At 69.7% G+C, this 17,775-nt stretch carries 15 protein-coding genes and 3 pseudogenes; 6 read left to right on the top strand and 12 right to left on the bottom strand.

Annotated elements, in window-relative coordinates:
- The first annotated feature begins 127 nt into the window (after positions 1-127).
- Together AB0G35_RS31280 and AB0G35_RS31275 are read left to right on the top strand one after the other, a co-directional pair.
- Positions 128-679, top strand: a complete 552-nt coding sequence (locus tag AB0G35_RS31280; RefSeq protein ID WP_360956452.1) for a PH domain-containing protein — start codon at positions 128-130, stop codon at positions 677-679.
- Between the two features lie 83 nt (positions 680-762).
- The gene (locus AB0G35_RS31275) at positions 763-2,451 is read left to right on the top strand and encodes a PH domain-containing protein (RefSeq protein WP_360956422.1); all 1,689 of its coding nucleotides are present in this window, start codon (positions 763-765) and stop codon (positions 2,449-2,451) included.
- A gap of 43 nt (positions 2,452-2,494) precedes the next feature.
- Here the strand turns inward: AB0G35_RS31275 and AB0G35_RS31270 are convergent, their stop codons facing one another.
- The 4 genes from AB0G35_RS31270 to AB0G35_RS31255 all read right to left on the bottom strand — a co-directional run bounded on the left by AB0G35_RS31270 (position 2,495) and on the right by AB0G35_RS31255 (position 6,097).
- Positions 2,495-3,100 carry a response regulator transcription factor gene (locus AB0G35_RS31270; protein ID WP_360956420.1) on the bottom strand — a complete coding sequence of 202 codons (606 nt, stop codon included), beginning with the start codon at positions 3,098-3,100 and terminating at the stop codon, positions 2,495-2,497.
- Positions 3,097-4,449 (bottom strand): sensor histidine kinase, encoded by a 1,353-nt coding sequence (locus AB0G35_RS31265; protein ID WP_360956418.1) that lies wholly within the window; start codon positions 4,447-4,449, stop codon positions 3,097-3,099. The genes AB0G35_RS31270 and AB0G35_RS31265 overlap by 4 nt, the downstream gene beginning before the upstream one ends.
- Positions 4,450-4,636: 187 nt before the next feature.
- On the bottom strand, positions 4,637-5,791 hold the full coding sequence (locus AB0G35_RS31260; RefSeq protein ID WP_360956450.1) for an MFS transporter: 1,155 nt from the start codon (positions 5,789-5,791) through the stop codon (positions 4,637-4,639).
- Positions 5,792-5,968: 177 nt separating this feature from the next.
- Entirely contained in the window at positions 5,969-6,097 is a 129-nt protein-coding gene (locus AB0G35_RS31255; protein WP_360956416.1) for a hypothetical protein, read from the bottom strand.
- 304 nt (positions 6,098-6,401) lie between these two features.
- Between AB0G35_RS31255 and AB0G35_RS31250 the strand changes: the two genes are divergently transcribed.
- Positions 6,402-6,980, top strand: a complete 579-nt coding sequence (locus AB0G35_RS31250; RefSeq protein ID WP_360956414.1) for a dienelactone hydrolase family protein — start codon at positions 6,402-6,404, stop codon at positions 6,978-6,980.
- Positions 6,981-7,241: 261 nt separating this feature from the next.
- A pseudogene (locus AB0G35_RS31245) lies at positions 7,242-7,457 on the top strand (hypothetical protein); the annotation flags it as partial.
- 198 nt (positions 7,458-7,655) lie between these two features.
- On the opposite strand, the gene AB0G35_RS31240 reads toward AB0G35_RS31245, so the two are convergent.
- The 8 genes and pseudogenes from AB0G35_RS31240 to AB0G35_RS31205 all read right to left on the bottom strand — a co-directional run bounded on the left by AB0G35_RS31240 (position 7,656) and on the right by AB0G35_RS31205 (position 14,836).
- Positions 7,656-8,471, bottom strand: coding sequence for a serine protease (locus AB0G35_RS31240; protein WP_360956412.1), 816 nt, complete (start codon positions 8,469-8,471; stop codon positions 7,656-7,658).
- Entirely contained in the window at positions 8,468-9,301 is an 834-nt protein-coding gene (locus AB0G35_RS31235; protein WP_360956410.1) for a serine protease, read from the bottom strand. Before AB0G35_RS31235 ends, AB0G35_RS31240 begins: the two co-directional genes overlap by 4 nt.
- 647 nt (positions 9,302-9,948) lie before the next feature.
- The gene (locus AB0G35_RS31230) at positions 9,949-10,950 is read right to left on the bottom strand and encodes a DUF1259 domain-containing protein (protein WP_360956408.1); all 1,002 of its coding nucleotides are present in this window, start codon (positions 10,948-10,950) and stop codon (positions 9,949-9,951) included.
- A gap of 267 nt (positions 10,951-11,217) precedes the next feature.
- Complete coding sequence (locus tag AB0G35_RS31225) at positions 11,218-11,478, bottom strand: hypothetical protein (protein WP_360956406.1); 261 nt, start codon at positions 11,476-11,478, stop codon at positions 11,218-11,220.
- A 20-nt stretch (positions 11,479-11,498) separates the two neighbouring features.
- The gene (locus tag AB0G35_RS31220; RefSeq protein ID WP_360956458.1) at positions 11,499-11,633 is read right to left on the bottom strand and encodes a hypothetical protein; all 135 of its coding nucleotides are present in this window, start codon (positions 11,631-11,633) and stop codon (positions 11,499-11,501) included.
- A gap of 101 nt (positions 11,634-11,734) precedes the next feature.
- Positions 11,735-11,995 (bottom strand): annotated as a pseudogene (locus AB0G35_RS31215) (MarR family transcriptional regulator); the annotation flags it as partial.
- A 384-nt stretch (positions 11,996-12,379) separates the two neighbouring features.
- Positions 12,380-13,888: an IPT/TIG domain-containing protein gene (locus tag AB0G35_RS31210; protein ID WP_360956404.1), complete on the bottom strand. Its 1,509-nt coding sequence runs from the start codon at positions 13,886-13,888 to the stop codon at positions 12,380-12,382.
- A gap of 156 nt (positions 13,889-14,044) precedes the next feature.
- On the bottom strand, positions 14,045-14,836 hold the full coding sequence (locus tag AB0G35_RS31205; RefSeq protein WP_360956402.1) for an IPT/TIG domain-containing protein: 792 nt from the start codon (positions 14,834-14,836) through the stop codon (positions 14,045-14,047).
- A gap of 944 nt (positions 14,837-15,780) precedes the next feature.
- Here AB0G35_RS31205 and AB0G35_RS31200 point away from each other — a divergent pair.
- Positions 15,781-16,407 (top strand): annotated as a pseudogene (locus AB0G35_RS31200) (beta-propeller fold lactonase family protein); the annotation flags it as partial.
- A 56-nt stretch (positions 16,408-16,463) separates the two neighbouring features.
- Positions 16,464-17,405, top strand: coding sequence for an IPT/TIG domain-containing protein (locus tag AB0G35_RS31195; protein WP_360956400.1), 942 nt, complete (start codon positions 16,464-16,466; stop codon positions 17,403-17,405).
- The last annotated feature ends 370 nt before the right edge of the window (positions 17,406-17,775 follow it).

Here is a 17,775-nt window from a genome sequence, read left to right as displayed (position 1 = left end):
GGAGCGGTCGGGGCAGCCCCAAGGCCGGCCCGTCGGCCCGTCGTCCCCTCCGGGACAGGTGTCCTGGGTGAGTCGGGACACGGGCCTCTGGGGGCCGGGGCGGTGGTGGGGTCAGTGTGGCGTGGTGATGAAGACGACCGTGGACAGGATGACCGGCCCTGCCGGAAGGGCCGGAGTGCGCCTGCGGACGCCCAGAGGGACGGCCGGCCGCCGTGCCCCGCTGTTCTGGGCGGTCCGCGCCGGACTGGGGTGGGCCGCATTGTTGCTTGTGGAAGCCGGATGGCTGCTGAGCGACCCGCTTGAGAGGGTGCCGCATCTGTCGTTGCCTTGCCCGCAGTGCCTGCTGATGGGGGTGACGGTGATGCTGGCGGCCCTCCACCTGTCCGTCATGCCCCGTTGGCGGTTCCGGGTGCACCGCTGGGAGGCGGCGCCGGTGGCCGTCTACACCCGGACAGGCTGGCTCAACCAAGAGCGGCGGATTGTCCCCGTGACCCGCATCCAGACCGTAGACACCCGACAAGGGCCGCTCGCATCCCTCTTCGGCTTGGTCGACGTCACGGTGACGACCGCCTCGGCGCGAGGCCCGGTGCGGATCCAAGCACTGGACCAGCACGTGGCGGCACGTCTGGTGGAGGAACTCACCGTCCAGGCCGGCGAAACTCCGGGAGACGCGACATGAAGGAGCAGGCCAACGTATCCGCCGGGGGAGCGCCGGCGAAGGACGCTGAGCGGGAACGTGCGTGGCGGCGATTGAGCCCGCGCATGCTGGCCGTCCATCCCCTCCACGAGACGTTCCGATTGCTGCCGGTGGTTCTGGGCGTCTTCATCCTCGGCCACGGTGGTGAGAAACCCTGGAGCCTGATCGGTCTCGCACCGGCCTTGGCGATGGGGCTGGGCCGTTACTTCACCACCAGGTATCGGGTGACGGGCGATCACGTGCAGGTCAGCCGGGGGTTGCTGCGCCGGGAGGTGCTGTCCGTTCGCCGGGAGCGCATCCGGTCGGTCGATGTCAGCGCTGGTGTGCTGCAGCGGGTGCTGGGGTTGCGGAGGCTGGCCATCGGCACGGGGCGGTCAGGTCGAGGTGGTGAGGGGCTGGTGCTGAACGCACTGGACGCCTCGGCGGCCGAGCGACTGCGCAGTGAACTGCTGCACCGTGCTGACCGGTTCGCGCCCACCGCGCCGCAGTCCGACTCGGCCCAGGACGTCGACGCCGAGACATCGCGGCCCCACCCGGACGGGGGCGAACGGCCCGGCCGTACCTGCGCCGCGAAGCCGCGCCCCTCGCGCTCGGAGCAGGGGCGTGAACAACGCCTTGACGACAGGCATGGAGAGGGGTGTGGGGAACCGGACGCTGCAGGGGAAGAGGTGATCGCCGTGCTCCGGCCGGCATGGGCGCGGTTCGGCGCGTTCACCCTCAGTGGACTGGCGGGCCTCGGTGTGCTGCTGACGTCGGCCGTCGCGTTCCTCAACGCCGCTGAGCTCGGCCCCGAGCGCTTCCCTCCGGTACGCCTGTTCCTGCGGCAGCTCTCCTCACTGCCGACGCCACTGGCGGTGGGGGAGGTCGCCGTACTGGCAGTGGTGGCGGTGTCGCTGCTCGGCACCCTCGGCTACGTGGTGTCGTTTGGGAACTTCCGGCTCACCCGGCGCGGTAACGGCACGCTGCACCTGACCCGCGGCGTGGTCACCACACGCTCGGTCACCATCGAGGAGCGTCGGCTCAGAGGGGTCGAGATCAGCGAGACCCTGCCGCTGCGTCTCGTCCGTGGCGCCCGCTGCACGGCCATCGCCACCGGCCTGCGCGGCGGGCGGAGGGGGGAGGAGGCCGGCTCGCTGTTGCTGCCCCCGGTGCCGCTCGCCCGCGCCCGCGAGGTCGGTGCGGCGGTGTACGGGAATGCGGCGCCGATGGACTGTCTGCTGACCCCGCACGGAGAGGGGGCCAGGCGCCGCCGGCTCACAAGGGCCTGGACCGCGGCCGTGGCGGCCGTCGCCCTGACCGGTGCGCTGTCACTGTGGGCCGGGTGGCCCCCTTGGCTGTGCCCGGCATCCCTGGTGCTGCTCCCGCTCGCCGAGTGGGTGGGCCGGGACCGCTATCGCAATCTCGGCCACGCCCTCCTGGAAGGAGGCCACTTGGTGATCCGTCAGGGTTCGCTGGTGAGGCGTCGCCAGGTCCTGTCCGGTGACGCGGCTGTCGGCTGGGTCTTCCACGAGTCCTTCATCCAGCGCCGGTCAGGGGTGGCCCACCTCACCATGGCCACGGCGGCCGGGCGCCAGCACTACAGCCTCCTGGATCTTCCGCTCGCGGAGGCGGCCGCTCTGGCCGCCGCCGTTCAGCCCGACTGGCTCGCACCGCTCCTGGTCGGTGCGCACGACGCCGCCGAGGAGGACGACGAGACGGGCAGCTGCGCCGGCAGCGGGGCTGCCACCGGACGGAACCTTCCAGCGCGCCGCTGACCGCCTCGCCGCCGCGGCCCTTGTGATCCTGCGGTCGTCGGCCCTACAACCACCCCTTCTCGCGGGCCGTGTGCGCCGCCTCGAAACGGTTGGCGCAGTCCGTCTTCTGGATGGCCGAGGACAGGTAATTGCGCACCGTCTTCTCGGAGAGGTGCACCCGCTTCGCGATGGTGGGGATCGGTGACCCGTCGATCGCCGCGGCCAGGACCTCCCGCTCCCTGGGGGTGAGCGGGTTGGGCGCGGCGCGCAGTGCCGTGGCAGCCAGCGCGGGGTCCATCACGGTCTTCCCGGCCATCACCTCGCGGATCGCCACCGCAAGCTCGTCCACCGGCCGGTTCTTCCCGATGAAGCCGCTGGCTCCCGCCGCGAGCGCGCGCTGCAGATGGCCGGGGCGGTCGAAAATCGTGAAGACGAGGATCTTCGTGTCGGGCAGCTCGGCATGCAAGACCTCTGCGGCGTCCAGCCCACTGCCCCCGGGCATCTCAATGTCCAGCAGACACAGGTCCGGGTGCAGCTCTCGCGCGGCTGACACCGCCCCGGGCCCGTCACCTGCCTGGCCCACCACATCGATGTCCGTCTCCAGGCCCAACAGGGTCGCTATGGCGCTGCGCACCATGGCCTGGTCCTCGGCGACGAGCACCCGGATCACGGCATGCCTTTCGTAAGGGAGTTGGTGAGGGAGGTCGTGGCCGTGGAGCCTCCGGGGTCTCCGGAGTCCGTGGAGACCCCGGCGTCCGTGGAGTCTCCGGAGTCCGTGGAGACCCCGGCGTCCGTAGAGCCCCCGCAGTCGGTACAGCCCCCGCAATCCGTACAGCCCCCGCAGTCCGTAGAGCCTGCACAGGCCGTGGAACCCGTGAGCGGGACGACGGCCAGGAGGCGGAACCCGCCGCCAGGCGCAGCGCCGGTCTGGAGGACGCCGCCGAGGGCAGCGACCCGCTCGGTAAGACCGGTCAGGCCGTTCCCACCCGGCCCCGGCCCCGGCCTCGCACGCCCGCTGGGCCCCTTGCCGTCGTCGAGCACCTCCAGGACGGCACGGCCACCCTCCGCGGACAGGGTGACCCGGCAGTGGCCCGCACGGGCATGCCGGACCACGTTCGTCAGCGCCTCACGGACGACCCAGCCCAGTGCCGTCTCCACTTCCTGCGGCAACGGGTCTGTGGTGGCCTCGAACGTCACCAGGACACCGGCGTCGGCCAGCGTCGGCCGGGCCTCCTCCACCACCGTGGGAACGCTGAGCCGTCGGTAGCCGGTGACGGCCTCCCGCACCCGCTCCAGGCACTGGCGGCCCATGTCCTCGATCTGTTGGAGCTCTGCCTCCACGTCCGTCTCACCAGCCCGGTACAGCCGTCGCGTCACCTCCGTGTGGAGGGTGAGCTGGAGCAGGTCATGGCCGAGCGAGTCGTGCATGTCCCGGGCGAAGCGCAGCCGTTCCTCGGTGACCGCGGCACGCGCCAGTTCGCGGCGGGTGCGTCGCAGTTCGGCGTTGAGGTCGAGGATCCGACGGTAGGTGGTCATGGTGAGGCCGACCGCGGCGGTCATCACCACCAGCGAGGTGGTGTCCGTTCCCTCGACGTGCTCGGCCACGAAGACGGCCAGCGAGACCGAGGTGGCCAGCGCAGGCAGAGTCAGCCTGGGCGGCACGGCCACCGCGCAGGCAGCCGCCACATACGTCAGCAGGATCGTCCAGTCCTTGCCGAGCCACAGCGGGAGCACCACGGACAGCGCCGCGAGGGGCACCAGCAGCGCCAGTCGGAACCGCTCGTCGAGCCGGGCCGTGTGGTAGGACCACGAAATGGCCACCTGGGAGACTACGAAGAGAGCCAGGGCACAGGCAGCCGCGAGGACGGTGGTGATCGGACTGTCCGACGACGAGAGCGCGGGAACCAGACCGAAGAGGGGAATCACGGCCGCGGTGGCACCCACTGCCGCGCCGCGGCTGGAGGTGTACTCGGCAGGCTCGCCCGCCCCCTCAGTACGCCCGCCGAACGCCTGACTCATCGGCCCCCCTTCCGCGGCCCCAAGCCCGGGTCGCGCCATGCCACCTTCACTCTAACCTCAGGCTTTCCGGAGACAGGATTCCCGCCCGACCGGGGGCCGGAAGGGGCCGGAACGCTTCGGCGGCGGTCGCTGTGCCGCGCGCTTTTCTGACGAGCGTGAGTCGCGCAGGAACGTAAGGGCGGTGTCGTCAAGGCAGGTTGTCCACCGAGATCTGGCCCTGGGAGGGCTGGACCGGTCTGTCAGGTAGCAGCCCGCCGCAGAGTTGTACTGCGCAGGCCATCACGGTCAGCAGCCCGCCGACGAGGAAGGTGCCTCGCACACCGGCGAGCGGCAGGACCAGTGCCCCCAGGGCGGCGCCGGCCGCGATGCCGGCGTTGTAGGCGCCGGAGTTGGCCGCGAGGGCGATATCGGTGCGGCCCGGCGCGCAGTGCAGCATCGTGTGCTGGGTGACCATGAACACCGGCCCGAGCGCACCGCCCATCACGGCCAAGAACATCACCGCTGCCACCGGATGAGTGCCGGCCGCGTAGAGGCCGAGCATGCCCACCGCCTGCGTGGCTACGGCCGTGGGCAGCGCGGATCTCGGGAAGCGGTCCAGCAACACCCCGGTGATGCTCACCCCGGCCAGACAGGCGACACCGAAGATCACGAGCAGGACGCTGACCGTGCCGGGGGAGAACCCGCTCACGTCGCCCAGGAACGTCACGACGTAGGTGTATCCCGCGAACGCTCCGGCGGCGGACAGGGTCCCGGCCGCAAGTACCGTCGCGAACCGGCGGACGTCGGGACTGGTGGCGTGGGCGGCGGGTTCTTCCTCCGGACGCGAGGTCGGCAGCACAACGGCGATCGTCACCAGAGAGACGAGTCCCAGAGCCGCCACCATGGCGATGGGCACCTGCCAGGTGCTCTGTCGGCCCAGCCAGGTCTCGGCTGGAACACCGACCACCAAGGCCAGCGAACCGGCGGCGGACAGCGCCCCGACCACCCGCCCACGGACCTCGGGCGCGAACAGGCCCACCGCGACCGGCCCCATCACGGCCCAGAACAACGCCTGAGCGAGCGCGGTCACCAACCGCGCCACAAGGAGCAGCCAGTACGAGGTGGCCAACGCCGCAGCGACACTGGACACCACGAGCGCGCTCAGCAGTCCCGTGAGCACATGACGTCGGGGCACGGCCCGCGTGACGTGGGCGAGCGGCAGGGACGCGAGGGCCACCGCCACGCCGTAACCGGTGACCAGGAGACCGACCGCCGGCACGGACACCCGGAGGCTTCCCGAGATGAGTTCCAGCAGGCCGATCGGCAAGTTCTCCGCCGTGTTGAAGGTGAACGCGGCCAGCATCAGGGCCACGAGCACCGCCGACCTGCGCCATGGAGCCGGTCGCCGCGTGAACCCATGGTCTTCCTGCCGTCGCCCGTTGCTCCTGCTCCTGCTCCGTGGCACCGCTCATGGAGTTACCCCACTGGGCACACCGATCCGGCGCAACCGAATTCACCGGCAGCGGTGGCGCTCAAAAGATCAAGCGTGGCCTTCAGGACTGTTCGCGGCATCGACCAGGGTGGTGAGAAAGCGCACTCTGCGTTGGACGCCCTCAAGGCCGCTCACGCCGAGATCCTCACCCAGCGGACCCGCATCGGTGAACTCCACGGCGAGATCCGAGACTTGCAGGCAGAGTGGACCGAGGAAGCCAGCCAGCGGATCACCACCGAGAACACCACCCCAAGCAGCGAGTCCGCCGGCTCACTGCCGACAACCGTACCCTCGACGAACGCCTCAAGGCCGCTCGTTCCAACCTCCGTTTCCAAGACCGGCGTGTGGCCGACCTCGAAGCCCGCCTCACAGATCCGGCCTCAACGATCTGATCCCGTCCGGCTACGACCCGCAGATGTCAGTGGTGCGGGCCATACTCGTGCTGCGGCGCCGACCGGCACCGCAGCACGAGGGGAGCGATATGGCTGAGGTGCTGGTTTTCCACCACGGACACGGGTTGATCGACGGCGTCCGTGAGTTTGCCGAGCAGCTGCGACGGGCCGGACACACCGTCCACGTCCCGGACCTGTTCGAGGGGCAGGTATTCGACAGACTTGAGGAGGGCATGGGTTACGCCGAGGACACCGGGTTCGGCACGGTCATCGCGCGCGGAACCGCCGCCGCCGAGGGGCTGCCTGCGGAACTCGTCTACCTCGGGTTCTCGCTCGGCGTCCTGCCGGCGCAGAAGCTGGCCCAGACCCGCCCCGGCGCAAAGGGTGCGCTGCTGCTGGAGGCATGCGTCCCGGTCGCGGAGTTCGGTGGGACCTGGCCCGGCGACGTCCCGGTCCACGTCCACGGCATGGACGCGGATCCGTTCTTCGCGAGGGAGGGCGATGTGGACGCAGCCCGGGCGCTCGTCGAGATGGCGGCGGATGCCGAACTGTTCCTCTACCCCGGCGACAGGCACCTGTTCACCGACAGCAGCCTGCCGTCGCACGACGAACACGCCGCAACGCAGGTCACCGATCGAGTGCTGGACTTCCTCGACCGCATCAAATAGCCCAGCATTTCGGCCAGGACTACCAAGACCAATGGCAGCCCGTTCCAACCTCCGCTTCCAAGACCGGCGCGTGGCCGACCTCGAAGCCCGCGTCCCCGACCGGGATCAGCGATGTGGTCCTGCCTCGCTGACCACCCTCACGGCCCGTCCACCGTCCCGGTGGACGGGCCTTCCCATGAGACCACCCGGACGAGCTCGGCACCGCCCCCCATCCACCGTCACGGACCTGTAAACTATGCATAGTCGCAGTTCAGAGCCGGTATCCGAGCTCCTGCGCTCGGTAAAGTCGACGGACCACATATCCCGTTCGGGCCGGAGCCGCAGCAGTACCCGAAGTATCCGACCTGTGCGATCGGCCCCGATCTACGTGAGGTCGACGCGCACCCGCTGCTGACCAGGATGAATCCTCAGCACGGGGCCAAGCTGTCCGCGCTTCCGTGTGAGCCGGTCTGGGCCACGACGTGGATGGATGACGCGAAATTCGGCGGCCTCGCTCAGGTTGTGCCGGAGATGCCACCGGTCCGCGACCTGGAGCGCCTGCGGCGCTCCGGCGGTGGCGCCCTCGGCGAAGAATGGTGCGCGGTCCCGGCGGACGACCTCGACGCCTGGCCGCTACTCTTCAACGGCGCACGAAGTGGGGCCAAGACCATCGGCGGTCGTGTCAAGAAATCCCCCTCACCGCCGGAGCTGATCGGCGATTTCGCGGGAGAAGGCCGAGACGCGTGTGTAGACGCCGGGGGTGGGGGTGGATGTGTTGCTGTTGGCCAGCCAGCTGACGATCCCGATCAGCTTTCCGTCGGCGACGAGGGGGCCGCCGCTGTCACCTTCGGCGTGGTGGGCGCCGGTGACCGGGTCGTTGGCGCAGGCGTGCATCCGGGGATCGAAGCCGCCGCCGGGGTTGAGCCGCTGACACGTCCTGTCGGGCAGGACGCGCAAGGTCGCCGACCGCAGGGCGTTCGCCGCACGGTTCTCGTAGTCCAGCAGACCCCAGCCGTAGACCCGTGCGCGGGTACCCGGACGGTACCGACCGGTGTCAGAAGTCTTGGCTAGGGGCAGCGGGGTGTAGGCCCCCGGCATGGGTGTGTCGAGTGTGAGGACGGCGACGTCGTTCTCCAGATGGCGGCCGAACCGCGGGTGGATCCACACCTTGGTCACCTTGCGCAGCGTGCCGTCATGGCGGCGCAGGTCGGTGCGGCCCGCGACGGCCCCCAGATCGGTGGGCGCCTCGTCGACCACACAGTGGGCGGCCGTGACCACCTTCGTCGGCGTGACCAGGGTGCCGCCGCAGAACTGCCCCGAGCGCGGGTACGTATCGGTCTGCCGCCACAGGTTGATCGCGACGGTCCAGGGTGCCTGCGCCGTACTCGTCTTCCGCCCGCCGACGATCGCGTGGGCGGCCGGTGCCGGCAGGACGACGACGCCGAGTGCGACGAGCGTCATGAGACCGGCAACCAGGGCGGGCACACGCGCCCAGGTGTGTCGTTCCGTCATCGGGACCCTCCTTCCTGTCCCGCTGTCCGTCCGGCTATCTGGCTCTGGAGGAGCGCGTAGTAAGAAGCCGTCTTGTTGGCGACGCCCGGGTAGAGGCGGTCGGTGCAACTGCCACCGCCGCTGATGACGCCGACCAGCCGCCCACCTGCGATGACGGGTCCTCCGCTGTCCCCGTAGCAGGCGTTGACGCCGCCGGCCGGGTAGCCCAGGCACATCGTGTAGCGCTTGTCGTAGCGGCGGCTGCCGTACGCGGTGACGCAACTCTCGTCGCCCCGGTTGGGGAGGAGCGCCGTCTGCAACGGCGGCACCCGGTCGTCGTCCTCGCGGCCCGTGGTGGAACCCCAGCCCAGGACCCGGTTGGGCGTGCCTTCCTCGTACAGCTTCTGCTGCGCCGGCGTAGCGAGCGGCAGAGTCCGGTACGGCATGGGGGAGTTGAGGGTGAGGACGGCTATGTCGTGCGCGTAGATGGCGCCGTTCCCTCGGGTGTGGGCCTTGGGATGGATCCACAGTTTCGCGACCTTGCGGACCCCGCCCTTGCCGGTCTGCCGGAGGTCTTCGCGCCCGCCGATCACCCGAACACTGTCGATGGTGGCCTGCTTCACGCAGTGTGACGCGGTCAGCACCTTGTCCGGCGCGACGAGCGTGCCCGCGCATTCCGCGGTCTTCATGTCGTCCGACGACGTCAGGGCGACCGTCCAGGGGTACTTCGTGATGGCGGCCCGGTCCCCTCCGACGACCGCGGCGGCGGGCGGGGACGTCATGGCGACCAGCGCCGCTCCGGCCAACGCCGCGCCGGCCAGGGCACCTTGGCGTGTTCTCGCTGCGTTCATGGCTCCTCCATGGCGATCGGACAGTGTCGCCCATGCAGAGGACAGAACGCCTGCGTGCGGTTGCCCGCGAAATGGCCACTCTTACCGGGCGGCTACCGCCAGGGCACTGTGGCGACGGAAGCACCAGCCCTGGTCCGGGATCAGGATCAGGATCAGACCAGGCGGACTGCGGCCAGCGTGTCCCAGAGGGCGGTGAGGCCGCCGCGTCGCCCGCCATCGGTCCCGCCAGGACGGCCAGTACGCCGTAGCAGGCCACGAAGCAGAGCCTGCTCGTCCGGGTCGTCCGCCTCACACCCACGCGGCCACACCAGTGGCTTGTCACTGCCTGGCCATGATCGATGGTCGATGGTCGGCCGGCGGCGTGGGGAGGCCCCTTCCGGCACTTCTGCGCTGTTCGCCGGGGCTTGGCGCCGACCTGCCGGCCTGCCCGAGGGCCGGAGGTCGAGGAGGCTGGCCGGCGGCGAAAAACTCTGCCCGCGTCAGCCGGAGGCCTGGGCAGCACTCGCGGCACCCGGCGAGGGAAAGAGTTCATCGCCGTGACTCGTCCCCCAACAACCCATCAATACGGTTGTGACCCGCGCGGTGTAGATGACGACAGACAGCCCCAAGCCCGGTCGCGCCGGGCCGCGAACCCTTCTCTGCCGGGGTCAGCCGGCCGGCACGACGTTGGTGGCGTCCACCGCGGCGCGTAGGCGCCGGGCGAGCCGGACGCCATCGCCGACGGCCCAGAAGTGGACGAAGAACAGACGAGGTTCGTCCGTCAAGCCGTGGTTGTGCAGCTCGACGAGCTCGGCCCCGGCACGCCGCAGCGCCATCAAGACGTGTTGGACTTCCTTGGCGATCATGGCGCAGTCGCCACTGATCGCGGCTCGGCCGTCGCCCAGCGGCTGGAAGTTGAACGCACTGGTCGATCCCAGGCCCGGGGGGAGTACCCGATTGCCGTCCGTGATGGTTTCGCGGCGGACGAAGACGCACTTGTAGATGCCGTCGTCGGCGGAGCCCTTGACGCCCAGCGCGGCATCGATGCCAGCGGTGTCAAGGTCGATGTGCTGCCGCCGGGTCGACGGCAGCGGAGGCGGGGTATCGGTGCGGTTGAAGGCTGCTCGGAGACCGCGGGCCAGCGCCAGTGGGTGGTGACCGTGTGCATGAACGTGGATCCACCAGATATGGGGATTCTGAGAAAGAAGATGCTTGTGGATCGCGGTCAGCCCGATCTTGTGCTCGTACAGTGCATCGGTGAACGGCTGCATTTCATGCTCGGTGACGACCACATCACCCATCATCATCGTGCTCTTGTCGGCGTAACGGACGAAGGACACGTGCGAGCCGAGGGCGAGCGCCGGTTTGACGACGACGTGACGCGACTTCACCCGCAGATCGTGGCGCGGGAAGGCGGTGTGATACATGATCTTGCGCTTCATGTCGCCTGCCCGGCCCAACGTCTTGGCCACGCTCTTCCAGTGCGAAAGGCCAGTGGAGACCGGCTTCATCAGGCCACGGCTGTTCACCTCTGCCGTCCCGGTGGACAGGGCACGAGCCGGGGACGGGGCGCCGGCCAGCACCGGAGCCAGGGCGGCTGCGGCAAGCACACTCCGCCGCGGCGCGCCCCCGTGCGGGTAGCTGTCTTGCTGTCGGTCTTCGGCCACCATGTGAACACCTCCGTGACGGCATGGAAGCACGCCGGTGCGGAGCAGATGCCATCGCCGTCATGGCGTGGCGCCAAACGGCCTAAGAATCCCCCCTCTTCGGTCGCCCCCGCCTCTCCGCGACGCTGCGAACGGCCTGATCGCCCTACGGCTCTTCGTGGTCTGGTGCCTGTACCAGCCGGCGCCTGGAGGACACGTCAGCTGGGTCTGACGCGTCTCACGCCGTGAGCGGAGGATGCCTGAATGCCGTTTTCGGCGCGCTGAAGTTGGTCATGCGTGGCCCCCGGGCGACAGGGGTGCGCGTTGCGGTGAGGCATCGTTGGCCATGTGTCGGCCCAGATCAGCGTGCCGGCGAGCCGGGTCGGTGCATACTTCGAGTCCGTCAAGGTGGCCGTGCCGGCTGCCGGACGTGATGAAGGGGCTGCGGAAGACGAAGCCGTCGCCGGTCAGCGCGGCCGCGGTGATGTCGCCGCGGAACCGGGCGTCGGCGTAGGCCCTGACGGTCTCGCGGACGGGTGAGCCAGTGGGCACGTGGTGCTCCAAAGGTCGGTTCAGGAAGCCGGCTCGTCCGGCGGGACGCTGTTCAGGTACCGCTCGATCTTGTGCTGGTTCTCCGCCAGGCGCAGGCACAGGTGCCGGATGTGGACGAGTTCGTCCTCGCTGAAGTCCCGGAAGACGGCGGACATGGCACGCTGGGTCGGTTGCCTGAAGGCATCCAACCACCCCGTCCGGAGGGGGTGATCCGGACGCGCACCGACCTGCGGTCGCGCGGGTTCTGGACCCGCTGGGCCAGGCCGTCGCGCTCCAGTGTGTCGACCAGTCCCGTGATGTTGCGCGAACTGACACCGGACGCACGGGCCAGCTCCCCGATGCTGAGCCCTTCCTCGGAGGCCGTGGGCAGTCGTGCGAGCAAATCGAGCGCCCCGGCACTGAGACCCCGCCCGCCCGCGCCATGCGAACGCAGTCGGTCGATGGCCTGCGAAGCCGAACGGACGGCAGCGGCCGCCTCCAGTGCGAGGGTCGCGCCGCCCCCGGCGAAGGCCTGCATGGACGTTCGGACCCCGGGATCGTAGAGGGAACCGTCGGGGTCGCTGGTCAGTTCCGGTGAATTATGTACCTCCTTCATAATGAAGCAGCACCCTACATCGCTCGGTCGTGCAGGGTTACGGATCACATGTGACGTGAGACCGAAGCGGGCCTGGGCCGCAGTCTGCTGAGGGCAGGTCAGGCACCCCCCAACTCACCGTCGAGGGTCTGCAGGCGTCGACGTCCGATGCGTCGTACCGGCCATCGGGCGGGCGGGGCGCCCGACTTCCCGATGTCCGGCAGACACCGGCCCACGACCGGCCCGCGGCTGGCGCGGAACCACGAACTGTCGGAGGAAGGAAGGGAGTTGCTGCTTGCGGAACCGAAGGAACAAGCTCGCGGTGGCTCAGGACGGGTCGTAGACGTACGGCTGGGCGTTGCTGTTCCCGGCCGGGGTGTGCGCCACGACATTCACCGTGCCGGGCGCTCCGCCCGGACTGGTGGCGACGACCTGGGTGTCGGAGATCGCCGCGAACGTGGCGGGTACGCCGCCGAAGGTCACCGCGTCGGTGTAGGTGAGGTTGCTGCCGCCCAGCACGATCGCGTCGCCTCCGAGGTCAGAGCCGTGGGAGGGGGTGAGGCTGGTCAGGACGGGCGCTGCGAGGTACGTGTAGTAGGGGTTCCCGGTGGCCGTCGTGCTGGTCCCGCCCGGTGTCGTGACGGTGACGGCGACGGTGCCGGATCCGGCCGGAGCGGTCACGGTCAACTGGTTGTCGGAGACCACGGTGATGCCGGTGGCCGGATTCCCCCCGAAGTTCACGGCGCTGGTCAGCGTCAGATTGCTGCCGAAGACGGTGACGGTATTGCCTCCGGTGGCCGGGCCGAGATGCGTGGACAGATCGTTCACGATGGGCGCGGCGATGTAGAAGTAAGGCAGCGGGTTGCTGGTGCCGCCGGCCGTGGTGACCGTGACGTTGACCGAGGAGGGCGGCCCGGCCGGTGCGCTGACGGTGATCTGAGTGCCGGTGTTGGTGAGGATGGTGGCCGGGTTCGTGCCGAACTTCACCGAGGTGGCCCCGGTGAGGTTGGTGCCGTTGAGGGTCACCGTATTACCGCCTGAGGTGGGGCCCGATGTGGGACTGAGGCTGCTGAGGACCGGCGTCGCAGCAGCGACGTAGGTATAGGTGAGGGGGTTGCTGGTGCCGCTGGGGGTGGTGACGGTGACGGTGACCGAGGAGGGCGGTCCGGCCGGTGCGCTGACGGTGATCTGGGTGCCGGTGTTGGTGAGGATGGTCGCGGGGTTGGGACCGAAGAACACTGCCGTGGCGCCGGTGAGGTTCGTGCCGTTGAGGGTCACCGTGTTGCCGCCTGAGGTGGGGCCTGATGTGGGACTGAGGCTGCTGAGAACCGGCGTCGCAGCGGCGACGTAGGTGTAGCTGAGGGCGTTGCTGATCCCGCCGGCCGTGATGACCGTGACACCGACGGAAGAGGGCGGTCCGGCCGGCGCAACGACCGTGATCTGCGTCGCGGTGTTGGTGAGGATGGTCGCGGGGCTGGAACCGAAGAACACCGCCATGGCCCCGGAAAGATTGGTGCCGTTGAGGGTCACCGTGTTGCCGCCCGAGGCGGGGCCCGAGGCAGGGCTGAGACTGCTGAGGGAGGGGACTGCGGCGTAGGTGAAGAGCACGTTCTGGGTGCTGGTTCCTGTCGGCGCCGTGACGGTGACCTGGACCGTGCCGGTTCCTGCGGGGGTCTTGGCCGTGATCTGGCTGTCGCTCACGATGACGAAGTTGGTGCCGGTGGGGCCGAACCTGACCAAAGTGGCGCCGGTGAAGCCGGAGCCGGTGAGGGTGACGCTGGTGCCTCCCGCTGGGGGCCCTTGGCTGGGGCTGACGCTGGTCACTACGGGGGCCATGATGCTCTTCTCCTTCTCGTAAGCCTGAGAGGACCGCGCCCTGGCCGGCAGTTGTCGGCCAGGGCGCGGCTCGGGTGGCCAACCGTCAGCGCGCGGCGCTGCGGGGCGGGCGGCGACGTGGTGGTCGTGCTGCGGGAGCCCGGTAGTCCCCGAGGGTCAGGTGATCGTGAAGGCCTGGGCGTTGGAGTTGCCGCCGCAGGTGTGGACCGTGATGGTCCCGGCGCCGGTGGCGAGTCCGCCGGGCACGGTGGCGACGAGTTGGGTGTCGCTGACGGGGGTGAAGAGGGCGGTGGCGGTGGCGGCGGCGCTGTCGGTGAAGGTGACGGTGTCGACGCCGATGAAGCCGGTTCCGTTGATGGTGATCTGGTCCCCCGCCGTACCCGAGGTGGGGAGCACCGACGTGATGGTCGGCGCGAGGTAGTAGTCGATCAGGGTGGTGCCCGAGGTGCTGGTACCGCCGGCGGTGGTGATGGTCACCGGCTGGGTCGATACCGTACCGACCTGGCCCGGGTTGGCCGGTGCGGTGAAGGTGACCTGGCTCGACTGGGTGGGGGAGACCGCTACGTTGCCGACGGTGCCCACCCCGACCTGCGATCCGGTGAGGAAGTTGGTGCCGAACAGTGTCACGGGCCCACCCGTGGCGGCAGACACACAGGTGACGCTCAGTCCCGTGGTGGTCGGCGTGGCGGCGACGAAGAACGGCAGCGCGTTGCTGGTGGCGCCGGCACTGCTGGTGACGCTGACCGAGACCTGGCCGGAGCAGGGCGCCGCGCTGGGGATCACGAAGGTGACCTGGGTGGCGGTGACGCCTGTCGGGGCGACCACTGCCGCACCGAAGTTCACCCGCGTGGTGGCGGAGAGACCGGTTCCGTTGATCTGGACGGTGTCCCCGGGCTTGCCCTGGTTGGTGGTGGTGGTCGTGTCCACTAACGAGGTGATGGTTGCCATGGTCTTTCTCCTTCGAACGTGCCGCTCTGCTGGGTTGCACGAGCAGGCGGATGGCTGACGCGGCCCGCAACCGCAAGGGAGGTCCCAGTGGGCAGTGGGGCGGAAGGCATGGGGAGATCCGTTGCCTCGGGGCCGGCGCCCGGGGGCGGGTCGTCCTTGCGCAGCGAAGCGGCGCCACATCACGGGGCGCCGTCAATCTCGCTTGCCTTGATTAAAGCCATGGGGTGAAGAGGGCGACAGGTGAAACTGGCGCACTGAGGGCTTTGTATGACCGTAGGCTAAGAGTGCCTTCCTCGGCTTCGTGCGCTGTTGCGCGCCCCTGCGTGTGTTTTGCGATCCAGCCGACAGGGTCGGTTCAAGAGATCGGCGGACAGCCCACGCTCGGCCGGCCCCTGCTCCGGTCGACGGCCGCAAGGCGGCTCCTCCGGCCGGCCCAAGGCGCCTTGGCTCCCGGCGTCCGCCGCCCCACGAGGGCCGACTCCGCGCCCAGCGTCGGAGCCCCGTCAGGGGTCGGAGGTGAGTGTCCGGCCGGTGCGCCTCGGCGTCCAGCGGGGCGCGGTGGAGCGGAGGGGGCGGATCGCGCGGGCGCCGACGGCAGGCGCACCCCGGTGCACGGCATCCCCTTCTGGGCTCTTAAGTGGATTTTCGCACCAACACCTGAGTGCTTCGGTTGCACCTGTCGCGCCTACCACGCCACTGCTTTACTCAACTCGAAGTGAGCATGACGGTCGCGCCGCAGAGCCCGGCGCCCATGCGCGTCACGTCGAATGACCTGCCTGCCAGGTGTTGAGCCCCTGGCGTAGAGGTCTTCACGCTCTTCCTCACCGCACAGAGCGCCGCACGACCGCGCTGGCGCCCCTCAGTGGCAGCCGTCACCCCAAGGCGCTCCGGCGGGGGCTTCCGTCACCCGCCCATGCCGACGACACTCCAAGGTGAATGGTGTCATGAACACAAAAGAACTGTCGCTGGTGGAACAGATCCCCGTGGGGCACGCCCCCATCATGGCGGCGATCACCCCGGACGGCCGGTACGTCTATGTGACCAACTTCGGGAGCAGCAGCGTCAGCGTCATCGACACCACCACCCGGAGCGTTATCACCACCATCGCTGTGACCAGCGGGCCGTGGGGGATCGTGATCACCCCGGACGGGCTGCGCGCCTACGTGGCCTGCTTCGGGACCGACAGTGTGGCGGTCATCGACACCGCCGCCAGGACCGTCACCGCCAGCATCCCGGGGCTGAACAAGCCCCTCGGCCTGGCAGTGTCACCCGACGGCTCCCGGCTCTACGTGGCCAGCCAGGGCGGGAACCGGGTGGATGTGATCAGCACGGGCGCCCAGACCCTCATCGCTTCGGTCCCGGTGGGCACCGGGCCGCGCAATCTGGCGGTCACACCCGACGGGACGGAGGTCTACGTCACCGAGGAGGGCTCGAACGCGGTCACGGTTATCGACACCGCCACCAACACGGTCAACGCGACCCTCCCCGGGTTGGTCTTCCCGCGGGGGGTGGCGGTTTCGCCCGACGGGCAGCGCGTCTATGTGACGGAGTACGGCGGCAACAGACTGGTCATCATCGACACGGCCACGCACACCAGACGGTTTCCGGGCTGCCCATCCCCTTCGGCGTGGCGATCAGCCCCGACGGACTGCTGGCGTACATCGCGCGCGACGGCGATGACAGCCTCTCCGTCCTCGACCTCGTCCACCACGAGATCATCGATACGGTGCCGGGCTTCCACGCGCCGGCCTGGCTGGTGGTCGCGCCGGACGGCCGTGAGGTCTACGTGGTCAACAACGGCAACGAGACGGTGGGCGTGCTGCCCACGCCGTCCGGTGCGCACCCCGACGTGGGGGCCCTGTCGGGTGGGACAGCGGTGAAAATCATCGGGGAAGGACCGGGCAACACCACCGCCGTGCACTTCGGATGCGCACCGGCCGCCTCGTTCACGGTACTCAACGACGAGGAGATCCTGGCCGTCTCGCCGCGCCTCATCACCGACGTCAAGATCGACGCAACCCTCGGACAGAACACCCCCCGGACCGTCGGCCGCTTCTACTACCTCCCGGACTCGGTGCTGATGAGGATCAGCCCGGCATCGGGCCCGCTGAGCGGGGGGAACACCCTGACCGTGACCGGCCGGGGCCTGATCACCACCACGTCGGTGCGCTTCGGCGACGTGGCCGTCACCCCGTCGTCCATCCTGGACGACCGGGTCACCGTCACGGCCCCGCCCGCGGACACCGCCGGCCCGGTGTTGGTCACCGTGGTCACGCGGAGCAACTCCTATGGGAGGTCCACTTACACCTACGTGGGGCCGCCCGGGATCACCTCCGTGACCCCCTCCACCGGCTCGACGGCGGGCGGCATCCCGGTCCTGATCGTGGGCACCGAGCTCGCGTCCACCCAGTCGGTGACGATCGGCGGCGTCGCGGCGGCCTTCGGGGTCATCTCCAACACCAGGATCGCCGCCGTCACACCCCCCGCGACCGCCCCGGGCCCGGCGGACGTCCTCGTGACGACGACGGGCGGCACCGTCACCGCCCCCGGGGCCTTCGTCTACACCTGATCGTCGAGGCCTCGCCACCGGTTGCCGGACGCAGCGACGCCAAGAGGGAAGCCCGGGCCGCCAGCCACTCCCACCCGTCCATGCCGCCGGGGACGGGTTCCGTGACCGGCCGTCATAGGCGGCGGGGCCGGGCGGTGGGCGTGGTGAACGCCGTGCACGCTCCGCCGAAAGGGTGACCGTCGGCCCTATTCCTTGCTGGCCGTATCGCCCGGATGAGTTACTTCCGGTGTCCGACCAGGTGGGCTGCCCATCCCTCCGTCAGGGAGTGAAGTGCGGCCGCCGGTCCCCGAGGGGCCTCGGTTCACGGCGCACTGCAGCGCCTTGTCGGAGGGGACATCAGCTGCCAGGTCTCGTTCGGAGACCTCGGCCC

The sequence above is a fragment of the Streptomyces sp. NPDC021749 genome (assembly GCF_040640655.1).
Classification (GTDB): domain Bacteria; phylum Actinomycetota; class Actinomycetes; order Streptomycetales; family Streptomycetaceae; genus Streptomyces.
The sequence above is the reverse complement of the archived record's forward strand: the minus strand, read 5'-3'. Positions and strand labels throughout refer to the sequence as shown.